This window comes from Nostoc cf. commune SO-36 (assembly GCF_023734775.1).
Lineage (GTDB): Bacteria > Cyanobacteriota > Cyanobacteriia > Cyanobacteriales > Nostocaceae > Nostoc > Nostoc commune_A.
Window position 1 is genome coordinate 3,200,036 of sequence record NZ_AP025732.1, and the last position, 25,041, is coordinate 3,225,076.

A 25,041-nucleotide genomic window follows, 5' to 3' on the forward strand; every position below is an offset into this window, starting at 1 on the left:
TGGACTTATTACACTGCACGAAAAGAGCATATTGTGCATTAAAACAAGCAGACAAACGATTAGAGTCGAAGCTTGTTGATGTGTAAATTTTGGGAATAACAGACGAGGATTAGGTCAGGTTAATTCCAGTTGATGTAGATAAATCTGGTAGCGTTTGCGCCGTTAAGCGGACATCATCAAAATTAACTACCAGCCCTGGGCCTTCTAGGATATTAACCAATCGGATTCCTAAATTCTGTCCTAAGTAAGGATTAGACTCTGTGGCAGTGAATTTGACTGTGGAGGTTTCAAAGGTTTTTATCTGCTATAAACACGCTATTATTGTCAGATGCCAAAACCGTATCCCCTGCTAGCAATTCCACACGATATCCAGGGAAACCACTTAAGTCAATTCCTATATAAATTCCTCCGATATTACCTACTTCTACCTGTAGGGTATATTCAGTATTGGCTGTTAAAACACTATCAAGTGTTTGGGCTAGACCGACAACTCCATCACTACCAGGAGGTTGAACTAAATAAATATCAGCAACATTTTCTCCTTCAGGTGCTTCGTTAATGAAGTATTCAGTGTTGGGGTCTAACACATCATAGTTGGAAGTATCAATTCCGTTGGGATTTTCAGGTATGAAACCCTTCGGATCGTAAACCACCCAACCAGGCACATCGGCAATATTAAAGGTTCCATCTTCCAATAGTGGCTCTTCAAAGCCAGCATTTTTAATGGGTATGCTTGTGAGTGAGCCAGTCAGTGTAGTATCTGTAAAAGAGAACTGACTGGTATTATTGAGATTTAAATTTGTTACTGTCTGTCCTTCAATTACACCAATGAGTTCAGCAAGAATATTTGAACTGTCACTGTAGTATATGGATGTCCCACTTGGAAGATCGCCAAAAGCTCGAACTAATGAGTAATTTGATGCTGAACCTTTAAGTTGGATAGTATCAATCCCAGATTGAAAATCTTTGATAATGGCGAAATCTTTATCCCCAAAAGAACCTGGATTACCATCACTGTAGTAAGCAGTGTTCTTGTCACCTAAAACAAAAGTATCTGCACCTTGACCGCCTGTGAGAACATCAATCTCGCCTTGTCCAAAGCTAGATGTACCAATATCAGTATTAACGCCAATCAGTTTGTCGTTTCCACTATTGCCTTGCAGTTCATCATTGCCATTATCACCAATCAGAGTGTCATTATCAGTGCCACCCGTTAATAGGTCATTGCCTTGACCACCATCAAGCAAATCATTCCCTGCACCGCCATTCAGGGAGTCTGTACCATCATTTCCGAATAGTTGGTCATTGCCGACATCTCCAGAAAGTTTGTCATCTCCACTACCACCATCTATTAGATCGTTACCAATTTCACCATAGAGCCTATCGTTACCACTTTCACCAGTCAAAAAGTCATCCCCAGCACCAGCAAGAACAATGTCGTTACCGTCACCGGCATCAATGGCATCAATGCTATCACCACCGAATATCTTGTCATTGCCAGCTTCAGCAAAAACGGTGTTCAATTGTCCTGCAAGATAAATAATATCGTCGCCAAAACCACCATTGATATTGTTGTTGCCAGTTCCAGATTTGATGATATCGTTGCCAAGTCCGCCCTCAATGAGGTCGTCTCCGGCTCCACCATCTATAAAATCGTTACCTTCTTGTCCACTAACAACATCATCACCGTTGCCTGCATTGATAACGTCGTTTCCTTGTCCAGAAGTAACAATATCATTACCGTTGCCTGCATTGATAAGGTCATTCCCAGACCCAGTAGAGATTACATCATCACCAGCGAGGGCAATAACAGTATTATTATCTTCTGATGCTATCAATAAAATAGAATCATCTTCTTGAGTACCAACAGTGAGCTTTCTAACCACTTTTGCTTCTACCTCTTATAGATTGTTATTGCAACTTATGAGAATTTACGACGCATCTAAGCCACTAAAATATAGAAGCTTTTATCTGCGTAGTTTTTGATAGTAACAGACAAAAAATGAACATAATGAAGCTCCACTTGGCATAGACAAATTTAGTAGTTATAAAACAATATTTATAAGTTTTGCTTCGTAATAGCTAATGGTTAACTAAATACTAGCTTTGCAACACTACTAAATTAAGAATTGCTTTCATGGAATTGCGCTATTTCGATTAAAAAAAAGAACTAAGTTAGGAACAGCAATAAGCAATACTAACCGTGTAGTTTTCGCTTACCCCTTGTTTAGCATTTGTTTACTAGGGCTAAACTAATGTTTACAAAATTACAGTAGCATAACTAAACATCGCTATTCAAGTAGGGTTTGACCATTAAGAATAGCGCATAAATAACTTACTTCTTTTAGAGGCTCGTTACCCTTTGTAAATGATGTCAGATTAGGGATTTGCAGAATATTTTTAGATTCTAATTTGGTTTATATTGCTAAAAATGACACTGACTGTTAAAGTAAGACTTATATCAACTCCTATAGAAAATAAAATTAAAATCAAAAAAATCTATTCAAGTGTCACAAAACTGAAACGCTGTAAGTCTATTTGTTATGAATCCGACATCATTCTTTATATATGCACTTTTGCTATGATTCTACTTAGCTACTATTGAGCTATAGATTTGTTTGGCAAAACTATCGACTTTAGAAGACATCGCCGCTTATGTATAAGAGAATAGGCTTGGTTAAAGTTATACTTGTATAAGTTAGTCGGCATAATAAAAGTAAATTGTGAGAAGAAAAGTAAACAAGGCTCAAACCCTTTTCTCCGGGGAGCATCCCAAATGTGTAAAAACATATTTTGTCATTGCGAGCGTAATGAAATGAAGGGAAGCAATCGCAGCCGCTAGACTTTGCGATTGCTTCATTCTGCAACTCTTAGAGACGCTACCGCGTAGCTTGCTTCCCCGAAGGGATACGCTCCATTCGCAATGACTAGTTCTAATTTGGTAAATTTGCAAAATTGCGATGCTCCCTTTTCTCCGTACCTTATCCCAATGATAATTATTTACGCCGACCTACTTAATTAGTTATGTAACTCTAACTAATTGTGATACATATACCTTTTATTCCCTATTAATCTCAATTGTTTAAGGAAGATGATAATTCCAAAGAGTTTTGAGGTAAAAATCGGTAGTTCCAATTATCATAAAATTCAGGCTTTTGTAGGCGGACTTTTGGCAATTTTTGGTCAGTGATATTCATGTCTATCTGATAGTTATTTTCATTAGGTGGAGTTTTAATTATCATTCCTTTATTGATGCTAGCAGTACTTATCAAATTGATTGCTACTTTTTTAATGGTTAGTGGTTTACCTCTCCAGTTTTCTGTAATCAGACAGAACATACGATGTTCTATATTGTTCCACTTACTTGTAGCAGGTGGAAAATGTGCAAACTGAATCATAAGTCCAGTTTCCTTAGCAAGTTTTTGGAGTTGGTTCTTCCATAACTGCAAGCAATACTTGTCAGGCTCACTACAGTCTGCTGTAATCAACAACTCTGTAGCATCCTTGTAGATTTTTTTGCCCATATCTTGCCACCACCGACGAATTGACTCAACAGTGACCTCTGCGGTGTCATTATTAATGCCTACATTTACCCACTCCTGGCTTGTAGCCGCATTATCAACTTCATACGGAAGAGTATTTAAGAGTTCTTGTTCGGGAAAATAATGAGTTTGATCCTTGATAAATTGTTTTTCCGATTGATATGTTTTTATATCATTTTTATAGTTTTCAACAGCCTCTTTTTTCTTGATATCAAGTGAAATTATAAGTTGACCACGGGCTTGAAAATTTTGCACTTGCTCATAGATATATTGAAATTGAACATCCCGATCGCAGTTAGAGTATCCATCTTTGGTTTTACAGTTGTTTTGTAAACTGTAGCCAAGTTGACATAATAAAGAAGCAACTTTTCTAGCGCTGATCGCGTGACCCTTGGTTCGCAATTTTTCAGCTATTTTTGTGGTGCTTTCACAAGTCCAACGTAGAGGTGGGTCTGAATTTTCACAACTCACTGGTTTAATTAATGTCTCCAAGTCTGGAATTAAGGTTTGGTCAGTATCTAGCAGACGCTTTCTACCACCTCCTTTACATCGAGCTTTCTCTTGAAATTGGCTGTGTTTGATTTGGGCATCTGGCTCAATTTCAAGTTCACGAATACCCACCCGAATCGTTTTTGGTGATAGACCTGTTGCTTGAGAAACTTGCGTAATTCCACCTCTACCGAATGCAATAGCTTCTGCGGCAGCCCACAGACGTAGCGATCTCTCGTTCAGATGAGGATAAAGGGAATCAAACTTAGCTTTGAGAAACTCTCTTGCTGACATACAGCAATCCTAATATCTTAAACAGCTACAAACTTATCAGATATTGTTTAAGATATTATGCAAGTTTCGTCAGTAATAGGTTAAAAAAATTACTTTTTTTAAAAAATATTGGTCAGAATTATTTCATTCTCGTTAGAGAAAAATATAAGCCTTAAAGTTTTGTACTTCTTTAACTATTTGGTAGTAGGTATCAGATTAAAAAATAAGAATTCGATATTTTTATTTCTTCGCATTAGCCACCCTGCCTTTTTAAAGATGTTGAGAAAGGTATTCGTGGGAGGTTAAAAAGAGTTTATCTTACGGAAGTATAGTATTTTGTCTACGGAACTAGCACCATTGAATGTGCCCCCCGTGTGACTGGAATAGAATAACGAGTCTGTACCAATTGCGGTTGTGGATTAAGTGGATCGCTAGCAATGCGCCAGAAATCAATAGAGCCACCTTTGATGCGATCGTCAAAATGGTCATAGGTAACAACTGCAAGATACTGGCTGGAAGCATCAAATACAGCAGCTTCGGGTAAAATTCCATCATAAGGATAATCTGCTACTCGGCTTGAGTTGCCCGGTCTGGGGGTCTAAAGTCATCAATGTTAGCGATGAGAACCAAGTGATGCGATTATCGTTGTAGGGTAAATAACTTCGCTCTAGATTGGTCGTGACGACATATCGACCGTTGGGACTAACTGTCAATCCTTCAGGACTGACACTTGTCATGGCTCGTGATACTAGAGCATGGCGCGGGCTACCATCGGGTTGTGTGTCGGCCTTTAGCCTAATACTCACCACGCTACCACGAGGCGCTTCATTCCAAGTTCCCTGTACATCTGCTCCCCAGAAGAGATTATTCACAATTAAATGTCGGCCATCTGGTGTGAATCGGGCAATGTAGGGAGCTTTTTCAATTTTTACTACATTTCCCCAGGGCTGAAGCTCAAGATTATTAGCCTGACGCACGACCTTGGTAAAGGAGATTTCGGCAGCGCTTGTATTGACGAGTGCCAAAGTATTTTCGGTAGGATGCCAAGTTGTATGGATTAGTTCATGTCCCTGTGGCAAGGGGGACACAGAAGGATAAATTGGTTGCCCCAGTCTTCCGTTGTTTAGGGGAATCAATGCTAAAGGAGTTTTTGCCCCAGATCCTTTGGGATGAAAAGTAACTGATACAAGGGAACCATCACGATTGATGCTAACAGATGTAGGACGCTCGGCGATCACTAATTCTTGCACTTGAGTTGGTCGAGTCGGGTTGCTCAAGTCAAACACCAAAAGGCGTTTCCCATGCTTGAGATCGGTAAAGGTTTGATTTTGCCAATCCCCTGGCGGTCTTTGCTCAAAAGTTTCAACTACTAATGCATAACGACCATCGGGTGTAACCGCGACTGCCGCAGGTGGCCCAGCGACAGAATTACTCGCCTCAGTTTCGTAAGCACGTAAGTCTCGAATCTGTTTCCCTGTCAGAGGAATTACACTTATAGCATCCTTCCCTTCACGAGATCCAAGTTTTCCATCTACGTAGGCAGAAGCCAGCATATCTGCATCTGATACCGAAACAAGATAACGACCCTGAAAATCTCCAGGGGCAGACCGATCCCAGGTTTGGGCAATTGTCTTTGCAGATATGCTCATCAAAGTTGCCAGCACTAAGGCAAAGATTTTCAGGTTCATAGTCGGTGCAGTTTGATGATTGAAATTCTGATAAAATTAAGGCAGCTAAAAACGCGCGTGATATTAAATTCTTTCGGTGACTCTTCGCCTTGACTTGACTGCTGGGGTATTGTGAATTCTGTCTTCAGCAGGAATTTTCATCTTGCAAAATTATGAGGCTGGACGACTCCCTCCAGGCGATCGCTCTTGAGCTTGATAATTTAACATCCATTGAGGATACTCTACGGGTAAACGGCTTAACCTCATCAATAACAGAAAGTTCGTCTTTTGTGAGCGTTAATTCAGCAGCCATCAAGTTATCCTGTAACTGTTCTACAGACTTCGCGCCAATGAGAACGCTTGTAACATAGTTATGACTGAGTAGCCATGCTAGGGCAATTCGAGCAATTGAGCAATTGTGGCTTTGGGCGATCGGCTGTAGAGCATCAATAATTTTGTAGGTTCGTTCTAAATCAACCGGAGGAAAGTCAAATGTAGTGCGTCTTGCACCTGTGGGATTGTCTTTCTCGCGTTTAAATTTACCACTCAGTAAACCACCTGCTAAAGGACTCCAGGGTAAAACGCTCAACTGTTGATCTTGAGCCAAAGGAACAATCTCACGCTCTAAATCACGACCAGCTAAAGAATAGTATGCTTGTACTGACTCGAAGCGATGCCACTGGTATTTATCTGCGATCGCTAATGCCTTCATAATCTGCCATGCAGAAAAGTTGCATAATCCGATATAGCGCACTTTACCAGTGGCAATTATATCATCTAGGACACTTAGAGTTTCTTCAATTGGAGTCACAGGATCGAAACCATGAACTTGGTAAAGATCGATGTAGTCTACCTGGAGACGTTTCAAGCTGCGATTCGACTCCATTCAGAATATGATGGCGAGATAATCCAACTTGATTTGGGGTGTTTCCTAATCGTTCACGTACTTTAGTGGCAATAACTACTTGATCGCGAGGCAATCCTGACTGCTGAAGTGCCTTTCCTAAAATGACCTCAGACTGCCCTTCTGAATAGACATCTGCTGTGTCAAAAAAGTTCACGCCTCCATCGAAAGCAGTTTTAACGAGTTCTGTTGCGGCATCAACACCCAACTCGCCGATAACTTTCCAGAAGCCAGCACCGCCGAAGGTCATAGTACCAAGGCAGATTTCAGAAACGTATAAACCCGTCCGTCCCAGTAATCGATACTGCATTTGTGTGACTCTCAACTAAACAAAATCAAAGACCTACACATAACGATGTCCACCATCAATATGAATGACTTCGCCTGTAATCGAGGGATTAGTCATTAAAAAAATCACACTGCTGGCAACTTCTTCAGCCGTTACCAACCGCCTAGTTGGAATCTTTGAAGCAACGTCTTGAAAAGCATCTTGCTTGGCTTCCCCAAAAATTGCATCCCACATAGGAGTGTCAGTCCAACCAGGGGCAACAGCATTGACTCGAATGGGGTTTAATTCGATTGACAAAGCACGGGACATTTGTTCAGCCGCAGCCGTTGCTACCGCAGTTGGCCAAGCACCGGGAACTGGGCGATCGGTAGATAAGCCACCAGTGAGCGTTATCGAGCCGCCAGAAAACATTTTTGGCACAGCTGCTCGAATGACATAAACACTTCCCCACACACGGCTTTCAATAGCAGGGCGAAATTGATCAACAGAGCCATCTAGAATTTTTCCACCGACAAAACTGCCGGCTGAAATATAAACGTGGTCAACCTGCCCTGTTGTGGTAAATAAACGATTTACTGCTGCTTCGTCGGTGATGTCTACTACAGCAGTGTAGACTTTCCCTAATCGCTCAGATGCTTCTTCCAACTTGCTTAATGAGCGGCTGGCAATTGTTACCTCTGCACCCGACTGTTTTGCCAGTCGCGCTGTCTCATAGCCAATCCCCTGGCTACCACCAACCACAACCACATGCTTTCCTTCTAATTGCATTACTTAAATCTCCTAGATAACAGATTATTCTGGTAATTTGAACGAACACTCATTAATTTAGACCTAGCTTCACTTTCAGCCAGGGTTTAAATCCCCGTCTGAAATTCTCTTCTTTATGAGAGACTGCACGAACAATTTTGAATTATTAAGATGGTCTGACAAAATTTATGGAGAAGCTAATCATCATTCAAATTGCATCTTTGCGTCTTTTTAGCAATCCGAACTATGCAACTTCAAGGCGATCAGCTTACCACTGATATCTAACTTTGTGCCTTTCCTGCCAACAGTCCCGCCAGAGTTTGATGAAAACTCTTGCGTTGGCTGAGAGTCTCTAACCAAGCTGCTGTTTTGGGTCTAGCTTTAACTAGTGCCGATCCTTCTTTGGTCATATTGACGTAGTACACCATTGACCCAGCTATGATGTCAGCCAAGCTCAATGCATCACCCACAAGAAATGATGTTGTCAACTCACGTTCGAGGACATCTAAATGCTGACTAGTAATGTTTGCTGAGTCCGCAACCACAATTTCATCACTTATACCACCCATAATGGGAGTCATAATTCGCTGCAAGAATAGTTGCATTACACCGACTGGATATAAATAATTTGCCGCAATGCCAATCCATTTCCGTACTTGGGCGCGTGCTTTTGGATCAACTGGCTGTAAAGACGGCCCAGCGAATGCTTCATCAACATAGCCTAAAATTGCTGGAGTTTCGTACAGGATGAAATCTCCTTGCTCTAATACTGGCATCTTCCGAAACGGGTTAAGCTTTGCGTATTCGTCCGTCCCTAAGTAGTCAAACCCGATTTCGTTGAAGTGGTAGTCAACTCCTTTCTCGATTAAAGCAATGCGAGCAGAGCGGACATTAGGACTCACTGGAAAGCCATGTACAACTAAATTGGACATCTGGTTTACTCCTGAGGTATTAGCAGTGTTTCTTGAACATTCGTTCAATTTGAATACTCATTCAAGATAAAACCAAAAAAAAGGATTGTCAAGAGAAAACGTCAAAATTAATTTATTTGAAGCAGTGTATTAGCACCTGCTGCAATGCTCTTAAGCGTTTGAGCATCACGTCGGATTCGGGCAACTGCTAACATACCCACAACTAATCCCAATAATGCTTTAGCATTCGTTTCGATCGCAAATGAGTTCGGCAAATCTCCATTTTGAATTGCCTGAGCCAGATTCTGCCGAAAGAAGGACTCAATCTCATCTAAACGATCTTCAATAATGGCGATCGTGCTGGCTGAATGGGATTCGCGCTCTATCGCCGTGTTAATAATCAAACAACCCTTATGTTTTGAGTCGTTGATCATCGCTTTCGCCAAACGTTCAAACCACTGTTGAATACATTCCAAGGGGGGACAATGGCGTGGCATAGAAGCACGAAAGAATTCTTGCGTGTATTTCTTGAATGCTTGCTGAAACAACTTCTCTTTGTCACCAAAGGCAGAATATAAGCTTCCAGGCTGGATTCCTGTCGCTTGCACAATATCTTTCATGGAAGTGTTGGCATAACCACGTTGCCAGAACAAATCCATAACGATCGCTAAAACTTCGTCTGTATCAAATTCTCGTTGCCGAACCACGGGCTAATAAATATCTCCCAATTGGGTGTATTTGTCAAGTATACATATTTTTGAATGGTTGATCAATATTATGGTGGGGGTGCTTAAGAAAGGCCGATATTCAAAAAGGATTCAGGAATATTAGTACAAAAATACTATATTGCTGCTAAAATGCCTTACAAGTTAGCTAGCCTTACTTGAGGTAGTATGAAAAACATCCAAGACACGAACAAAAAGCCTATTTTGCTGAAATCGCTGGTGCAGCCTACATCTGTAAGTGCTGCTATAGTGCCACTGCGTCCCCAAGAGGAGAAAAACATTAGTGAACGGGAGCGTTTGAAGGCACAAGTCGAACGCATAAATCAGATGGCAGGAGAGTTAGAAGCAGCGATATTCGAGTTGAAAGCGATCGCAAACACGTTGAATACTCAAAAACGTTACCCGGCTCTCAATCAGGAGCCATGCAAAGATATTTGTCAGTATTTTGCAGTTTGCGTTCCTTGGGTGAAACGAAAGCCGGACGAATCATTTATTTTGACAACGCGAAGAATTGATTTATTCCGAGCCGAAAGGGAAGCCGCACTGTTAGCACAGCAACTTCGTCAGCAAACTAAAAAAAGATTAGTATCGCAGCAACAGAGAAAAAACGAGAGTGGTGCTAAGACTGACACAAAAAATTTGTTCAAAAAGGTATTAGTCAACAAATCTTAAAATTATCAACATTAAACGGCATCTCACCCTTGAGGTTGTAACAGTTATGCTGATTAAAGTGGCAGAAAAAACTTCTTCCTCAAAATTGCTAGATACAACACTGCCATTGTCTCTTTGCTAGCAACTATGTTTGCAAAGAGGCACAGTTAACTGCCCTAATATTTGCACTTCCGTAAAACCAGAGTGTAACATCAGGGACAATCAATCAGCGCACAAAAGAGGTAAAAAGAAGGTGTTAAAGACACTTTTAGTAATTGCCGTTGGTTTTTTACCGTCCCTGATTTCCCTGTGGGCGATCCGCAAAACCCATGCGCGATCGCGCTTACGGCTTAGACAAGCAGCGATGAATTTTCCACCAGTGCAGAGACAGCAAAACCTTAGACCGGTTGAAAGCGATCGCTATTATTTAGAAGGGGTGGGTTATCTGATTGGCGATATCAGCTGTAAATTTAATGCCCGATCTGGTTATATGCGTTGTGCTGTCAATCCTGAAGGCCCATGTAACGGTTGCCGTCACTATGAACCTAAAGAATTAGCTGGTAGTGAAAAAGGGTCTTAATGAGGGACTTGCAAAAAATAAATTATCCCATAATTATTTCTATATTTAGACATCTCCGAAAATGAATGTAGAGACGTAGCAGTGCTACGTCTCTACAAGGGTTATGGATGATGCATATTTAATTTCTGGAGATGTCTATTTATAGGGGCGCAAAGACTTGCGCCCCTATAACTCTAGGACTGAAAATTCCTAACTATGGGCCAGTATTAACAAAGAGTGCATTATTGGTTCCGAGACCGGCACAGATAACTTGACTTGTACCTAAGCGAGTACAACTAGGATCTGAGGTGTATATACCTCCCAGACTCTGATACCCACTCCAGGAACTGCCATTAAATCGATTCACAAATAGTGCATTATCAGTTCCGAGACCGGCACAGATAGCCTGACTTGTACCGAAAGAAGTACAACTAGGATTTGAGGTGACTATACCTCCCAGACTCTGATACCCACTCCAAGAACTGCCATTAAATCGATTCACAAATAGTGCATTATCGGTTCCTCGGACAGTACATATAGCCTCACTTGCACCTAAGGAACTACAGCTAGGATCTGAGGTGGCTATACCTCCCAGATTCTGATACCCACTCCAGGAACTGCCATTAAACCGATTCACATAAAGTCCATTATCAGTTCCTAGACCGGCACAGATAGCCTGACTTGTACCTAAAGAAGTACAACTAGGATTTGAGGTGACTATACCTCCCAGACTCTGATACCCACTCCAGGAACTGCCATTAAACCGATTCACAAACAGTGCATTATCGGTTCCTCGGACGGCACAAATAGCCTGATTTGTACCTAAGCGAGTACAACTAGGATCTGAGGTAGCTATACCTCCTAGATTCTGATACCCACTCCAAGAACTGCCATTAAATCGATTCACATAAAGTGCATTAGCGGTGCCTCGGACGGCACAGATAGCCTGACTTGCACCTAAGGAAGTACAACTAGGATTTGAGGTAGCTATACCTCCCAGATTCTGATACCCACTCCAAGAACCGCCATTAAACCGATTCACATAAAGTGCATTATCGGTTCCTCGGACGGCACAGATAACCTGATTTGTACCTAAGGAAGTACAACTAGGATTTGAGGTAGCTATACCTCCCAGACTCTGAGGCCCATTCCAAACGGCAAGAACTGGCTGGCTTACCAGGGATAAAATTACCGATGTTGTGCCTGCTAAAATCGAAAATTTCCTTTTCATAAAATCTAATGTCTTCCTCCGTAATACCGCTTTGTGTTTGGTTGGAAACATTTAGACAGATGTAAAGTTTTATTCCTGAATTTTTCTTTCAGTTTGAGTGATATTGAACAGTGAAATCACTCACATATTGGGAATCAGTTTCAGTTCTAGAGTTACGGAAAACAGTTACAAACCTTTACAATATCCATTTCCAACTCATAATTTTCGTGTGATATAACTGCTACTCTCAGCTGTTACATCAACACTAATCAAATTAAACTATATCAAAGTAAGTTTTAGCTAAAAGTTTGTTTATATTTACAGTTTAAATCTGGACAAATCATACATTAACTTAGTTGGATACTCGCTGCTAATCGGCTGACGAGTTGAGACACCTAAGTTAGACTAGAACATTTGACACCTGACAGCGCTTACGCTTAACGATTCCCAAGTTTTACCTGGAAATGATAAGATCATTGCTAATTATAAAAATTTGTATTTATAAAGACTTTGAGTATTTGTCTTTGCATGGTGAAATAAGAATGATTTAATAGAATTCGGGCAAAGGTATCAATCTGCGTCATTTTGTTTGCAGATAGATGCTTTTGCCGAATATCTCATAACTACATGATTATCTAACGATGAACAACGCGATCGCTCGGACTTCAGCATTATTATCAACTTGCACTTTGCTACTAACAGGTTGTGGTGGTGGCACTAGCACAGTGACAAGTTCTCCAACTAATAGTCCAAATAGTACTGCAACCAATACCACAGCAACAACGGGTACATTGTCAAGTGCTATTCCCATCGGTATTGCTGTTGCCCAAACTAGTAACGTGGCATTACTAGGGCAAGAGCAAGTCGCTGGAGCTAAACTTGCAGAAAAGTATTTTAATAGTAAAGGTGGTGTTAATGGCACACCGATTAAATTGGTATTTCAAGATACTAGCGGTGATGAAGCAGGGGCAATTAACGCTTTTCAAACTCTAATTAACAAAGATAAAGTTATTGGTATTGTCGGCCCAACTTTATCACAGCAAGCCTTCAGTGCTGATCCGGTTGCCGAACGTGCCAAAGTACCAATTATTGGCCCATCAAATACTGCTAAAAATATTCCGGAAATTGGTGATTACGTTGCTCGTGTTTCTGCACCAGTTTCTGTTGTTGCACCCAATTCGGTGAAAGCTGCACTCAAACAGAACCCGCAACTTAAAAAAGTCGCCGTTTTCTATGCTCAAAATGATGCATTTAGCAAGTCAGAAACAGAAATATTTCAACAAACAGTTAAAGATCAAGGGCTGGAATTGGTAACAGTACAAAAGTTTCAAACAAGTGATACAGATTTTCAAAGCCAAGCTACTAATGCGATTAATTTAAAGCCAGATTTAGTAATTATTTCCGGCTTGGCTGCTGATGGCGGTAACTTAGTACGACAATTGCGGGAACTTGGTTATAAAGGCTTAATTGTCGGTGGGAATGGTTTAAATACATCAAATTTATTGTCAGTTTGTAAAGCACTTTGTAATGGCGTATTGATTGCTCAAGCCTACAGTCCAGAACATCCAAGCGAAATTAACGCAGCGTTTCGTAAAGCCTATATTGACGAATATAAAAAAGAACCACCACAATTTAGCGCCCAAGCTTTTGCAGCCGTGCAAGTTTATGTCGAAGCACTCCAATCTTTAGATAAAAATAGCAAAGTTAACAAATTACAGCTACCAGAATTACGGACGCAGTTAAACAAACAAATACTTGCAGGAACCTATAATACACCATTAGGCGAAATTGGTTTTACTCCCATAGGGGAAGTTGTACAAAAAGATTTTTATGTAGCTCAAATCAAGATGGAAAAAGACGGAAGTCAAGGTAAATTTACATTTTTAAAATAGTTGCTACATGAATACAAATTTATTTTTGCAGCAATTATTAAATGGGTTATCTATTGGTAGCGTATATGCAATTTTTGCATTAGGATATACCTTGGTTTATTCTATTTTGGGCATCATTAATTTAGCTCATGGCGCGATTTTTACCTTGGGTGCATACTTCACTTACGCACTTATGGGTGGGAACTTTGGATTTAATGGCTTGTTAGCTAATGCAGCCCTACCGATAAAATTACCTTTTGCTATATCTTTGATTTTAGGAAGCATCTTGGCGGGATTAGTAGGGGTTGTGATGGAACGCGTTGCTTTTCAACCTCTACGCCGTCAAGGATCTGACCCTTTACTAACTGTTGTTTCTAGTTTGGGGGTAGCAGTGGTAATTGTGAATTTAATCCAGTATTTAGTAGGCGCAGAAAGTTACACATACCCTGCAAATACTTATGGTAATTTGCCGCCTGCGATTAACTTTGGTAGCCCAGAAAATCCAATTCCCATTCGCAGCGTTCAGGTGGTAATTTTTGCTGTATCAGTTGTGATTGTGGCAATTCTTACCTATTTTATCAATCAGACTAAATATGGTAAGGCAATGCAAGCGATCGCAGAAGATCCCACTACAGCTAGTTTGTTAGGAATTAATAGCGATCGCTTTATAATTTTAACATTCTTCATCAGCAGTTTTTTAGCAGGATTAGCAGGAACTTTAGTAGCCTCTAGTGTTAGTATTGCAGGGCCATATTTCGGCATTACTTTTGGTTTGCGTGGTTTAGCAGTAATTGTTTTAGGTGGTTTAGGTAGCATTCCCGGCGCAGTGTTGGGAGGCTTGGTAATTGGATTAGTGGAGGCATTTGTACCCGCCGAATATTCTGGATATAAAGACGCGGTAGCCTTTGGAATTTTGTTTATCATGCTATTAGTTAGACCCCAAGGTTTGCTAGGACGACGGTTTATTCAGAAAGTTTAAAGAGACGTAGCATTATGAAAACATACACCAAGCAAAAACTAACTTTCGAGCAATTTTTGGAAGAGTGTCCAGAGGAAGGTTTATATGAACTTGTAGATGGAGAAATTGTAGAAGTGCGTGTAACGAGAAATCATGATGATGTCGCTAATTTTCTATTGTTTGGTTTCAATGATGAAATTAAGCGACAAAACCTAAATTATGTAGTTAATAACACAGCAGTCTTTAAAACTATAACTGCTAATCGAATAGAGCAAGGGCGCAAGCCTGATGCAAGTGTCATAGATAAAGATAAATGGCGCTCAAATCGTTCTGCTTATGCTGCCCTCGAAGAACCCATCCAGTTAGCTGTAGAAGTGACATCAACTAATTGGGAAGATGACTACATTGATAAATTAGATGAATATCAACGTTTAGGTATTACAGAATATTGGATTGTAGATTATTTGGCAATTGGGCTAAGAGAGTATTTAGGAAATCCAAAAGTTCCGGCTGTATTTGTTTTTTTATTAGATGCTGAGGGTAAATACCAATGCACACATTTTAGAGGTTCAGAACGGATTGTGTCACGAACTTTTCCTGAACTGGCGTTGACAGCAGACCAAATATTAACAGCTTAATAGTTGATAAAAGTGATAGTTTGATAAAGCTTAATCACAATGTATTAAAATGGCTGACTTTTTTGCTACTTATGGTTCTCTAATTGTTTCTATGGTATTGGGGGCGCTACTAGGGTTATCGCTTTACTTACCCCTAATGACAGGGCAATTGTCTTTAGCTAGTCCAGGATTTTATGCTTTAGGTGGGTATATTGCTGCAATTTTATCTACAACAATTTTAACATCTAGCAGTAGTCTGTTTCCCATTCCATTGTTGTTATTAGAAATGTTAGTTGCTGGTGTAATTTGTGGTTTATTGGGTGTAATAGTGGGAATTCCAGCATTAAGATTGCGAGGAATTTATTTAGCGATCGCAACTATCGCTTTTGTGGAAGTTCTGCGTGTCGTCTCCCTCAATCTAGACATTACAGGCGGTGCTGTCGGAATTTTTGGCATTCCTCAACCTTTCCAAACACAACTTGAATATTTATGGATTGCTTTGCCATTACTATTAATTAGTATGGTGCTGCTTTACCGTTTAGAACGCATCCGCGTGGGAAGGGCTTTTATTGCTATCCGCGAAGATGAATTAGCTGCGGGGGCAATGGGGATTGATCCCACTTATTACAAAGTTTTAGCCTTTACGTTAGGGGCTATACTTGCAGGGATGGTAGGTGCAATTAGCGCTCACTTTCTTAATACCTGGAATGCTCGCCAAGGTACTTTTGATAGTAGTATTATATATTTAACTTTTGTTTTAATTGGTGGTTCGAGAAGTTTTTTAGGGCCGGTAGTTGGAGGTATGGTATTTACTGCTTTACCAGAGATTCTGCGAAGCCTTGCTGATACTGGTGGTTTACCTAGTTGGCTAGCACAGTTTTTGCGCGATGGGAGATTAATTATTTTTGGCTTACTAATAGTAATAGGTACAATCTTTTTCCCTCAAGGGCTAATTACTCCAGATATTTTTCAAAAACGGAAAATTATGGAAAAACGAACCGCGAAGGACGCAAAGGGCGCGAAGTAAGGAAAGTTTTAGAGAGTTATTGCATGGGTAATATATTCATAATAATATGCAAAAATGTCACATAGTATTTCCGAAGCTAACAGCAGTATTGTCTTAGAAGCAAGAGCATTGACTCGCCGCTTTGGTGGTTTAGTGGCAGTAAATAATGTATCTTTTAGTGTAAACAAACATGAGATTTTTGGACTGATTGGCCCTAATGGTGCTGGTAAAACAACACTGTTTAACTTGATTACTGCTTTTATTCCCCTTTCTAGCGGAAAATTAATTTATCAAGGTGCAGAAGTTTCCCAACTACGTCCTCATCAAATTGCTGCTTTAGGTATCGCCCGTACCTTTCAAAATATCCGCTTGTTTGGGGAATTATCGGCGTTAGAAAATGTGATAATCGCCCGACATTTACACACTAAAAGTAATATGATTACAGGTGTTTTAGGATTACCACCAGCGCCTAGTGAAGAATTAAAAACTAAGCATAAAGCTTTAGATTTATTGGATTTGGTGGGATTAAGCGATCGCGCCCACGAAAAAGCTAAAAACTTCGCTTACGGCGATCAGCGTCGGCTAGAAATTGCCCGCGCTTTGGCATTACAACCGCAAATTTTACTTCTCGACGAACCGGCGGCGGGGATGAACCCCAATGAAAAGCAGCAATTGAGTGAATTTATCCGTAGTCTGCGCGATCGCTTCAATTTGACGATCATACTTATAGAACACCATGTACCATTGGTTATGGGTTTGTGCGATCGCATTGCGGTGTTAGATTTTGGGCAATTGATTGCATTGGGTGAACCAGCAGTTGTTAGAAATGATCCGGCTGTAATTGAAGCTTATTTGGGAAATGAATGAATTTATGTAGACAAAATACTCACAAATTCGTCTAAAGAATTCACTGCGATCGCGCTATCCATTAAGTTCTCTAATTGTTCCACACTTTCGCCCTCAATCCTTACTTCTACCTCTTGGGGAATTTCGCCAAAGCGTCGTCGCAATACTCGGATTAACTGCTGTCGCGCACCCTGTTGAACACCTTGCTGAATACCTTGCTGAATACCTCTTTGTTCAATTTCGTGATACCAAGGCGATTCTCGCAATACTGCCATATCCCACCTCATGATTTGTTGCACTAAAGGCGTATCTAACACAAAGCTAGCAAAAAATGCCAGCAATGATTCTAACTCGTTCAATTGTGCATCTGCTCGTAGCGCCTGCAATGCGCGTTTTACAACTGATACTTCTCCCCCTCCTCGCAGGATTGGCACAAAGGGTAATAAGGATGGGAGTGGTTGCCCAAAAACTATTTCAGCATCGATTTCCCACAAATTAATCACGCGATAATCTTGGATAGCACGTAATCCCAAAAATTCCTGCTCGTAACTATTGACAATAGTTAAGGTAGATGGGGGCGGTAAAATGTTGATCAGTACTGGGTAAGTTGGCAATTGATAGCGTTCTTGTGCTAAGGCAGCATAAGCTCTCATCCGTAGAGGCATCTGTGCCGTGTAACGCAACTGTAGTTCATTAAGTACCAGAAAATCTCCGTGAGTAGCACTGTATGCTTTCACCAACACATCTGTTTCCCGGCTAATCCAATGAAACTCAGAGCCAAGAATTTCTTTCGCCATGACTTCAGGACGCTGTGTCACCCACTTTACCCATGCATCGGGAGCTAAATTAATTAGTCGTTTGCTACCAATATCTGCTACTTTTGCCACAGGACGCTTGATATCTTTATCAGTAATTAATGGTACATCATAAAGATTGCGGTATTCTGGTGTTGGTTTTTAAGTTGCAGCAATGTCTACGCACTGTTTTAAGAAATGTATGATTGATGTATCTTAGGTTTTGAATCAACATTTCTGGATGTAAGCCGCCGATGAAATCCGATAGCAGACCAGACTATACAATTTTAGAAATTCAAGAACTTGATGTTAATTATGGCGGCATCCAAGCTTTAAAAAAGATTAATTTAATTATTCAAAAAGGCGAGGTAGTTACTCTAATTGGTGCTAATGGTGCGGGTAAAACTACTACACTCCGTGCCATATCTAAAGTAGTTAATCCTAAGAATGGCGTAATTATCTATAATGGACATAATATTAACCGTCGCCAAATTCACGAAGTTGTTCAACTTGGTATTGCCCATTGCCCTGAAGGACGCAGAGTATTAGCGCGGCAAACAGTATTGGATAATTTACTTTTGGGTGCTTATATTCGCTCTAATCAAGCAGAGATAAAAGCAGATATTCAACGCCAATTTGAGCTATTTCCACGCTTGTCACAAAGACGCAATCAACTAGCAGGAACCCTCAGTGGTGGTGAACAACAAATGTTAGCGATCGCTCGTGCTGTAATGAGTAAACCACAACTCTTACTTTTAGACGAACCTAGCTTAGGTTTAGCACCTGCGATCGTCCGGGAAATCTTCTCTATTATTGAAAATCTCCGGGCTACAGGCGTGACTATTCTATTAGTTGAGCAAAACGCAAATTTGGCGCTACAAATTGCCGATCGCGGTTATGTTTTAGAAGCTGGTTCTATTACTTTAACGGGTGCTGCATCAGAATTGATTAGTGATGAACGAGTTAAAAAAGCTTATTTAGGGTGATGATTATAGTAGAGTAATAATCCAATAAATTTCTTATGAACTGGATTAGTGTCGATGAAATAAAACGTGACTTATTAGGCTACCTTCAGCGCGTTGAAGCTGGGGAAACTCTTGTAATTATACGTGGTGGAAAGCCAATTGCTGAAATTAAACCGACGGTAAAAGCACCTGGTCTCTCTAGACCATTCGGACTCTGTGCAGGAGAGTTTATTGTACCCGATGATTTTGATGAGCCACTGCCAGATAATATTATAAGTGAGTTTGAGGGTAAATGAAACTCCTACTAGATACCCATATTTTCCTCTGGTTTATTAGTAGCGATCACCGTTTATCAAATACGTTTATAGAGATTATTCGTAATACTGATAATGATGTATATCTAAGTATAATTTCTATTTGGGAAGCAACCATCAAGTATCAATTAGGCAAATTACCTTTACCTCAATCACCTGAGATTTATCTGCCGATACAGCGTGAGCGGCATTTGATTACTAGTCTTCCTTTAACAGAGAATAGTGTTGTACAACTTAGCAAGCTTCCTAATATCCATCGCGATCCGTTTGACCGAATGCTAATTTGTCAAGCTTTGCAGCATGACCTTATTATTGTGACTGTCGATGATGCAATTCGTGCTTACCCAGTTAAAATTTTAAACGATATATGATTGTTATATGTAAAAAATTAGGAAGTACAAGCAGATGATAAAATCACCAACTAAACCCCTAACTTTAGAAGAGTTTTTAAAACTACCAGAAACAAAGCCTAGCTTAGAATACATCAACGGTCAAATTATTCAAAAGCCAATGCCACAGGGAAAACATAGTATTCTTCAGGGTGAACTAGTCAGTAATATCAATTCTGTAACCAAACCTCAAAGAATTGCTCTTGCATTTCCAGAATTGCGGTGTACTTTTGGCGGACGTTCAATTGTCCCTGATATAGCTGTGTTTGCTTGGGAACGGATTCCCTTAGACGAACGTGGAGAGGTGGCAAATGTTTTTCACACATATTCAGACTGGACAATTGAGATTCTTTCGCCAGATCAAAGCCAGACTAAAGTAACCGGAAATATTCTACATTGTTTAAAACATGGTAGTCGTTTAGGTTGGTTAATTGATCCAGGTGATCGCTCTGTTTTAGTTTATCCACCGAAGCAGCAACCAGAACTTTTACAAGCAGAACAATAAATATTACCAGTTCCCGATTTAGTGAGCGATCTACAATTAACTGTAGGGCAACTATTTGGATGGTTAAAGTTGTAATCAATTGTATAAATTCTTCTCTAGCTTTGGGAATAATAAAGGTAGTAATTTACTAAAGTCAGAGCGAGATAATGGATTTCGTGAATTTAATAAAAACGGGTAATAGTTGGAAATTTGCGACTGAAGCTGATTTAGAAGATTTTGTCTGGGCAAATTTAAAGGAACTTTTCGGGTTAATTCCGCTAAAGCGACAATATTATGTTAATGGTCAAATTTGCGACATTTTAGCATTGAGGGAAAATAAACAGTTAGTAGTGTTGGAATTGAAAAATGCTGAAGATAGATATATTGTTCAGCAGCTAACTCGATATTATGACGCTTTACAGGAAGTAAAACCTTTAGAAGACGAAATAGATTATCAGCAACCTATTGGTTTAATAGCAATTAAGCCTAATTTTCATAGAGATAATTATATAGATAAAAAATATCATCATTTATCTATTGATTTTTTTGAATTTACAATTTTAGTAGATGAATTTAACTATTACTTCCAGATAAAAAACTTAGATTTAGATAATGAAAAAATTTTAAAAATAGAAATTCCTCATCAGAACAGAGAGAGAAATGAAGATATACCTCCACCTTCTAGAGGGCTGCTGAATCATCTAGATAAATGCTCTTCTGAACAACAAGAAGGAATATTAAAAATTCGTCAAAAGGTTCTTAATTTTGATAAACGGATGGAAGAAATTTCTTCTGCTGTTAGTTTACGATATGGAAATGGTAATAGTAAAACAAGTAAATTCTGCGCTGAGTTTTACTTTGATAGTAAAGGAGTACCAATTATATTTTTATGGTTAGGTTTAAAAAATAATAGTAGCGATCGCATAAGTAGAGCAAGGATTTGGACAGATTGGCAAGACAATGCTTTGTTAGAGGGATATGTACCAAGTGGAATTGGTGTAAAGATGAATTTATCCAAAAAGACACTTTCAAATAGAGTAAAAATAATGAATGAAATAGTAGCAAATAAAGGTTCTAAGGATCATAAAGGATATAAAAGCATGAACCAACATCATAAAGATAGAAATAGAATAGCTAAGAAACTTAATAACTCGGAACCTTTAACATACGAGGAGAGGCAATTACTAGAAATTGATGCAAATGAATTTACTCTTGTTATCGGAGGTGGAAGACTTAATACATATAAATTTGATCACTATGATTCTCTAAATGGATTAGTTGATGTAGCTTTAGAAAAATGGCTAAAAAAGCTTTAAGAAAAGCTACATTGACTGCATTTATAACTTTTACTAATCTTTATTATTATTAAATATTATTACGATTTTTGTCCTATATTAATATTTGCAGCCCTCCTTGCAGATATCTATATTTGTTTAGCGGCGAATTCTATTCACCGGAATCATTAAACCCATGAGTCAAATAGTCTGGATAGCAAGACACGCTAACCGCCTCGATTTCGTAAACCCTGATTGGTTTCTCACCGCCGAACGACGCTACGATCCACCTTTGTCTGATGATGGTATGGTGCAGGCACAGCAGTTAGCTAAACGATTAAAAGGAGAAAATATTGGCCATATTTTCGCTTCTCCTTTCCTGCGAACCGTACAAACGGCAAATGCAGTTGCAGAAATGCTCAAGTTACCAATTAAACTCGAAACAGGTTTGAGTGAATGGCTAAATCCAGTTTGGATGACGGAAGAACCCGTAAGACTGTCAACTCCAGCTTTAGCGAAGTTATTCCCCAGAATTGACACTAGCTATACTTCGCGCATCGCCGCTAAATATCCTGAAACTCACGAAAAAGTGCGAGAACGTTCTGGGCAAACTGCGAGATGTTTAGCTAGTGAATTCTTCCCAGAGGATATCCTGCTAGTGGCACATGGTGCATCTGTGTTGGGCGCAGCAATGGGGTTAGTGGGGGAAATTGCCAAAACAGAAGTTAAGGCTTCTTTATGTTCTCTGGTAAAAGTGGTACGCCAGGAACCAGAATGGTTATTAGAACTAACGGGGGATACTTCCCATTTAACTCACATAGAAGAAGTTATTCGATTTGCTTAAACCTCTGAAAGAGATTTGGGTTCATAGCTTCTGTTAAGTTGGTTATATCCTACAAAAAAAGTAATTAATTCACGAATAAGTTCTATGACTTTGTTACTAGCAGGAGACATCGGTGGTACGAAAACTATTCTGCGATTGGTTGAAACATCAGACTCATCAACACATACTATTTATCAGGAAAGTTACCAAAGTGCTGATTTTCCCGATTTAGTACCAATTGTGCAGCAGTTTTTGATGAAAGCCGATACACCAATACCAGAAAAGGCTTGTTTTGCGATCGCAGGCCCCATTGTCAAAAATACTGCCAAACTGACCAATTTAGTCTGGTTTCTAGATACCGAACGTCTAGAAGAAGAATTGGGTATCCCGCATATTTCTTTGATTAACGACTTTGCCGCCGTTGGCTACGGCATTTTAGGTTTAGAAAAACAAGACTTGCTGACGTTGCAAGTTGGCAAATCTCAACCCGAAGCCCCTATTGGAATTATTGGTGCTGGTACTGGCTTAGGACAAGGATTTTTAATTAGACAGGGAAACCACTATCAAGTTTTTCCTTCAGAAGGTGGACACGCTGACTTTGCCCCTCGGAACGAAATCGAGTTTCAACTGTTGAGATACCTGTTGGGTAAACATGATATCCAGCGCATTTCTGTAGAACGTGTGGTTTCTGGAATGGGAATTGTGGCAATTTACCAATTTCTGCGCGATCGCAAATTTGCCGCCGAATCACCACACATTGCCCAAATCGTCAGAACTTGGGAACAAGAAGCGGGACAGGAAGAAAAAAGCGTCGATCCCGGTGCTGCCATTGGTACTGCTGCATTGCAAGGTAGCGATCGCCTTTCAGAACAAACTTTGCAATTATTTATAGAGGCTTATGGTGCAGAAGCCGGCAATCTCGCCCTGAAACTCCTACCTTATGGTGGCTTATACATCGCTGGTGGAATTGCGCCCAAAATCTTGCCCTTAATCCAAAACAGTGGTTTCTTATTAAACTTCACCCAAAAAGGTAGGATGCGCCGCCTCCTGGAAGAAATACCCGTGTATATTATCCTCAATCCACAAGTGGGGTTAATAGGTGCTGCTTTATGTGCTGCTAGGTTATAACAGCTAGCATCATCAGTGAGATTAGCATCTCGAAAGGTAAAACTTATGACAGTTAAAATTTTGTTGCCATTCATCGCTGCCACCTTTATCTGTGGTGGTTCTGTTCTGGTGGAAGCGCGTCAACCCAAACCTCCAAAGGCTGTTGTCAAACCAAAGATTTCTCAACCCGTGCAGCCACAATGGAAATTATACACCGCTCCAGATGGACGCTTTACTATTTTGATGCCGGGAAACCCCAATAGAAATACCCAATATCAAAAAACTTACATGGGGGAAATTACTTTAGAAATATTTGTTGCTCAACCACCAAAACAGCAAGTAGCATACATAGTTGCTTACAATGATTTTCCTTATAGTTATGGTCAAATAACTGATCCCCAAGCTGTACTGAATAATGCACGGGATATGGCTTTAAAGACTACGAAAAGTAATTTAATTAGTCAAAGAAATATTCGTAGTTACAATAATCATCCTGGCAAAGAAATTGAGTACATCAATTCTGGAGGGAAAATTACTAAAAGTAGAATGTATGTTGCTGAAGGCAGACTATATCAAGTAATGGCAATAACTACAAAAAAACAGCAGAAGACATTAGTTAAAACCATTAATGGATATTTAAATTCCTTCAATGTAGTTTTGAAAAAGTGAAATAACTAAAACCTATACTACATTAGCCTTGCAATTGATTGCAGGGCTAATAAGAATTATTAATACAGTGTATGATGTGTTACGAATCGTGCAATGCACTGCAAACCAGATAAAAAATTTTGAATTTTCGCTAACTATATTTTTTAACTAACTCCTAAGTTCTGCCATATTTTAATTATTTAATTTTTTGGCTAAAATCATACAACTTATACCCTAATCAACCGCTTACTAAAACATGATTTCTAACGCTAATGTGTCATGCTGAAAAGAATTGGTAAATTATACACAACCAAGTTAAATAAATGGCTGATACCATTAATAGTGCGGTTAATGATGGCTTTTTTAGCACCCTAGTTGATGCAATCAAGGCTGCTAAAAGGGATTTTTCGATAATATAACTGGCTGCATAATTTTGAGGTATAAGCTCTACTACTTGTTTAACCAATTCTACTTAAGCATTGCAGATAAGTGTTTGAATTCAGGTCTTACCAAAAGGTTGAAATGTATAACGTTGGATTTCGATACAAAAATTTAAAAAATTAAGAGTATACTCTGGGGTTTTGTATAACTTTAAATGAGTAAAATGCTATTATCATAGAGAAAGCTATAAGATTGCAGATATTAATAAAAGTTCAAATTAATGATTTGAGTAGCAGAGTTTTGTCCTATGGTCAAGCGATCGCTCCAAGCATCACTCACTGGGATTCAAGAGGCTAAAAGAGCATTTGTTCGCAAGGGGTGGACACAAGACAATCTATCTGCGGAAGTCAACCTCAAGACTAGACAACCGATTTGGCGGTTTTTTAGTGGCCGTCTGGTTGAGCATCATACCTTTATTGAGATTTGCTTGCTTTGGATAGGGAATGGCAATAGTTCTATTAGTTAACTCTTTGTAGCTATTTTTAGTTAGTAATCAAAAATTTTTCCTACGTTTTGTGTCGTAGTTAATCAACTCAT

The 25,041-nt window shown here is 39.6% G+C and carries 24 protein-coding genes and 3 pseudogenes; 16 read left to right on the plus strand and 11 right to left on the minus strand.

The annotated features are described in order from the left end of the window. Positions 1 to 220: 220 nt before the first annotated feature. The 9 genes and pseudogenes from ANSO36C_RS34880 to ANSO36C_RS14375 form a co-directional block, all read right to left on the minus strand. Positions 221 to 301: pseudogene (locus ANSO36C_RS34880) on the minus strand (hypothetical protein); the annotation flags it as partial. Beyond that, positions 288 to 1,886 (minus strand): calcium-binding protein, encoded by a 1,599-nt coding sequence (locus tag ANSO36C_RS14340; RefSeq protein ID WP_251960070.1) that lies wholly within the window; start codon positions 1,884 to 1,886, stop codon positions 288 to 290. The gene ANSO36C_RS14340 and the pseudogene ANSO36C_RS34880, both read right to left, overlap by 14 nt. 1,188 nt (positions 1,887 to 3,074) lie before the next feature. Continuing rightward, complete coding sequence (locus ANSO36C_RS14345; protein ID WP_251960071.1) at positions 3,075 to 4,325, minus strand: ISAzo13 family transposase; 1,251 nt, start codon at positions 4,323 to 4,325, stop codon at positions 3,075 to 3,077. A gap of 530 nt (positions 4,326 to 4,855) precedes the next feature. Next, positions 4,856 to 5,992 (minus strand): lactonase family protein, encoded by a 1,137-nt coding sequence (locus ANSO36C_RS14350; RefSeq protein ID WP_251960072.1) that lies wholly within the window; start codon positions 5,990 to 5,992, stop codon positions 4,856 to 4,858. Positions 5,993 to 6,116: 124 nt separating this feature from the next. Further along, a complete protein-coding gene (locus ANSO36C_RS14355) occupies positions 6,117 to 6,839 on the minus strand; it encodes an aldo/keto reductase (RefSeq protein ID WP_251960073.1) in 723 nt (240 codons plus the stop codon). Further along, a complete protein-coding gene (locus ANSO36C_RS14360; RefSeq protein WP_251960074.1) occupies positions 6,769 to 7,185 on the minus strand; it encodes an aldo/keto reductase in 417 nt (138 codons plus the stop codon). The genes ANSO36C_RS14355 and ANSO36C_RS14360 overlap by 71 nt, the downstream gene beginning before the upstream one ends. A 33-nt stretch (positions 7,186 to 7,218) precedes the next feature. Beyond that, positions 7,219 to 7,932, minus strand: coding sequence for an SDR family oxidoreductase (locus ANSO36C_RS14365; protein ID WP_251960075.1), 714 nt, complete (start codon positions 7,930 to 7,932; stop codon positions 7,219 to 7,221). 260 nt (positions 7,933 to 8,192) lie between these two features. After that, a complete protein-coding gene (locus ANSO36C_RS14370; RefSeq protein ID WP_251960076.1) occupies positions 8,193 to 8,843 on the minus strand; it encodes a glutathione S-transferase family protein in 651 nt (216 codons plus the stop codon). Positions 8,844 to 8,950: 107 nt separating this feature from the next. After that, positions 8,951 to 9,529, minus strand: a complete 579-nt coding sequence (locus ANSO36C_RS14375) for a TetR/AcrR family transcriptional regulator (RefSeq protein ID WP_251960077.1) — start codon at positions 9,527 to 9,529, stop codon at positions 8,951 to 8,953. Between the two features lie 186 nt (positions 9,530 to 9,715). On the opposite strand from ANSO36C_RS14375, the gene ANSO36C_RS14380 reads away from it, so the two are divergent. Both ANSO36C_RS14380 and ANSO36C_RS14385 read left to right on the plus strand, forming a co-directional pair. Continuing rightward, the gene (locus ANSO36C_RS14380) at positions 9,716 to 10,219 is read left to right on the plus strand and encodes a hypothetical protein (RefSeq protein ID WP_251960078.1); all 504 of its coding nucleotides are present in this window, start codon (positions 9,716 to 9,718) and stop codon (positions 10,217 to 10,219) included. A 232-nt stretch (positions 10,220 to 10,451) separates the two neighbouring features. After that, on the plus strand, positions 10,452 to 10,778 hold the full coding sequence (locus tag ANSO36C_RS14385) for a DUF6464 family protein (RefSeq protein ID WP_190939194.1): 327 nt from the start codon (positions 10,452 to 10,454) through the stop codon (positions 10,776 to 10,778). Positions 10,779 to 10,971: 193 nt separating this feature from the next. Here the strand turns inward: ANSO36C_RS14385 and ANSO36C_RS14390 are convergent, their stop codons facing one another. Further along, entirely contained in the window at positions 10,972 to 11,988 is a 1,017-nt protein-coding gene (locus ANSO36C_RS14390) for a PLL family lectin (RefSeq protein WP_251960079.1), read from the minus strand. Between the two features lie 620 nt (positions 11,989 to 12,608). On the opposite strand from ANSO36C_RS14390, the gene ANSO36C_RS14395 reads away from it, so the two are divergent. From ANSO36C_RS14395 to ANSO36C_RS14415, 5 genes are read left to right on the plus strand one after another with little or no spacing between them, the layout of a single operon-like run. Further along, entirely contained in the window at positions 12,609 to 13,859 is a 1,251-nt protein-coding gene (locus ANSO36C_RS14395; RefSeq protein WP_251960080.1) for an ABC transporter substrate-binding protein, read from the plus strand. Positions 13,860 to 13,866: 7 nt separating this feature from the next. Next, a complete protein-coding gene (locus tag ANSO36C_RS14400) occupies positions 13,867 to 14,817 on the plus strand; it encodes a branched-chain amino acid ABC transporter permease (protein ID WP_251960081.1) in 951 nt (316 codons plus the stop codon). A 14-nt stretch (positions 14,818 to 14,831) separates the two neighbouring features. Next, positions 14,832 to 15,434: a Uma2 family endonuclease gene (locus tag ANSO36C_RS14405; RefSeq protein ID WP_251960082.1), complete on the plus strand. Its 603-nt coding sequence runs from the start codon at positions 14,832 to 14,834 to the stop codon at positions 15,432 to 15,434. Positions 15,435 to 15,483: 49 nt separating this feature from the next. After that, complete coding sequence (locus ANSO36C_RS14410; protein WP_251960083.1) at positions 15,484 to 16,440, plus strand: branched-chain amino acid ABC transporter permease; 957 nt, start codon at positions 15,484 to 15,486, stop codon at positions 16,438 to 16,440. A 54-nt stretch (positions 16,441 to 16,494) separates the two neighbouring features. Then, positions 16,495 to 17,286, plus strand: coding sequence for an ABC transporter ATP-binding protein (locus tag ANSO36C_RS14415; RefSeq protein WP_251960084.1), 792 nt, complete (start codon positions 16,495 to 16,497; stop codon positions 17,284 to 17,286). Positions 17,287 to 17,288: 2 nt separating this feature from the next. Here the strand turns inward: ANSO36C_RS14415 and ANSO36C_RS14420 are convergent, their stop codons facing one another. Continuing rightward, the gene (locus tag ANSO36C_RS14420; protein ID WP_251960085.1) at positions 17,289 to 18,152 is read right to left on the minus strand and encodes a DUF4351 domain-containing protein; all 864 of its coding nucleotides are present in this window, start codon (positions 18,150 to 18,152) and stop codon (positions 17,289 to 17,291) included. Positions 18,153 to 18,313: 161 nt separating this feature from the next. Between ANSO36C_RS14420 and ANSO36C_RS14425 the strand changes: the two genes are divergently transcribed. From ANSO36C_RS14425 to ANSO36C_RS14465, 9 genes and pseudogenes are all read left to right on the plus strand, one after another. Continuing rightward, entirely contained in the window at positions 18,314 to 19,045 is a 732-nt protein-coding gene (locus tag ANSO36C_RS14425) for an ABC transporter ATP-binding protein (protein WP_251960086.1), read from the plus strand. Between the two features lie 35 nt (positions 19,046 to 19,080). Continuing rightward, positions 19,081 to 19,320: a type II toxin-antitoxin system Phd/YefM family antitoxin gene (locus ANSO36C_RS14430; RefSeq protein ID WP_251960087.1), complete on the plus strand. Its 240-nt coding sequence runs from the start codon at positions 19,081 to 19,083 to the stop codon at positions 19,318 to 19,320. Beyond that, positions 19,317 to 19,709 carry a type II toxin-antitoxin system VapC family toxin gene (locus ANSO36C_RS14435; protein WP_251960088.1) on the plus strand — a complete coding sequence of 131 codons (393 nt, stop codon included), beginning with the start codon at positions 19,317 to 19,319 and terminating at the stop codon, positions 19,707 to 19,709. The genes ANSO36C_RS14430 and ANSO36C_RS14435 overlap by 4 nt, the downstream gene beginning before the upstream one ends. Positions 19,710 to 19,743: 34 nt before the next feature. Beyond that, a pseudogene (locus tag ANSO36C_RS14440) lies at positions 19,744 to 20,307 on the plus strand (Uma2 family endonuclease). A gap of 80 nt (positions 20,308 to 20,387) precedes the next feature. Further along, a complete protein-coding gene (locus ANSO36C_RS14445) occupies positions 20,388 to 21,527 on the plus strand; it encodes an endonuclease NucS domain-containing protein (protein ID WP_251960089.1) in 1,140 nt (379 codons plus the stop codon). Positions 21,528 to 21,681: 154 nt separating this feature from the next. Next, on the plus strand, positions 21,682 to 22,329 hold the full coding sequence (locus tag ANSO36C_RS14450; protein ID WP_251960090.1) for a histidine phosphatase family protein: 648 nt from the start codon (positions 21,682 to 21,684) through the stop codon (positions 22,327 to 22,329). A gap of 84 nt (positions 22,330 to 22,413) precedes the next feature. Then, the gene (locus ANSO36C_RS14455) at positions 22,414 to 23,436 is read left to right on the plus strand and encodes a glucokinase (protein WP_251960091.1); all 1,023 of its coding nucleotides are present in this window, start codon (positions 22,414 to 22,416) and stop codon (positions 23,434 to 23,436) included. A 45-nt stretch (positions 23,437 to 23,481) separates the two neighbouring features. Further along, positions 23,482 to 24,084, plus strand: coding sequence for a hypothetical protein (locus ANSO36C_RS14460; protein ID WP_251960092.1), 603 nt, complete (start codon positions 23,482 to 23,484; stop codon positions 24,082 to 24,084). A gap of 667 nt (positions 24,085 to 24,751) precedes the next feature. Further along, a pseudogene (locus ANSO36C_RS14465) lies at positions 24,752 to 24,931 on the plus strand (hypothetical protein); the annotation flags it as partial. Between the last annotated feature and the right edge of the window lie 110 nt (positions 24,932 to 25,041).